The 420-nt window shown below is 28.6% G+C and carries 1 protein-coding gene; it reads right to left on the bottom strand.

Features of this window, described 5'->3' with window-relative positions:
- On the bottom strand, positions 1–254 hold a 254-nt coding region (locus EII23_RS12450), incomplete at its 3' end, for a hypothetical protein (RefSeq protein WP_260424722.1).
- Positions 255–420: the final 166 nt, after the last annotated feature.

Genomic DNA, 420 nt, shown 5'->3' with positions numbered 1-420 from the left:
GATTCAAATTGTAATTCATTATCTTTCGTCAAAGTCTTAAAATGTACTACTTTATGCACTTCTTCATCTTTTCTATTTTTATAATACTCAGTATCTCTTTCGTCCTGTTCAACTTCTCTATGTTGCCGTTCTATTTTATATTTCGATATTCCTCGCTTTAAGCCATGACCTTTACCGCTATCATTTTGCTTAATTTTCTCATCTATCTTTTGATTAAAATCAATTGAATTAGAATTAATCAAATCATAATTCATATAAGGTGTTGTTAAATCAACTTCTACATTTTCATGTTTTTATTTTCTCTTTGAACATGTTTTTGAATACCCGTTGTATTAGTTTTACCTTTCATTTTGGACTCAAATAATAGAATAGTTCATAAATAAATTACCCCCCAAGCACATCATCATCGTGGCTTCTATT

This window comes from Desulfovibrio sp. OH1186_COT-070, assembly GCF_003860215.1.
Taxonomy (GTDB): domain Bacteria; phylum Desulfobacterota; class Desulfovibrionia; order Desulfovibrionales; family Desulfovibrionaceae; genus Desulfovibrio.
Note: the sequence above shows the minus strand (reverse complement) of the source record. Positions and strands in the feature narration are given on the sequence as shown.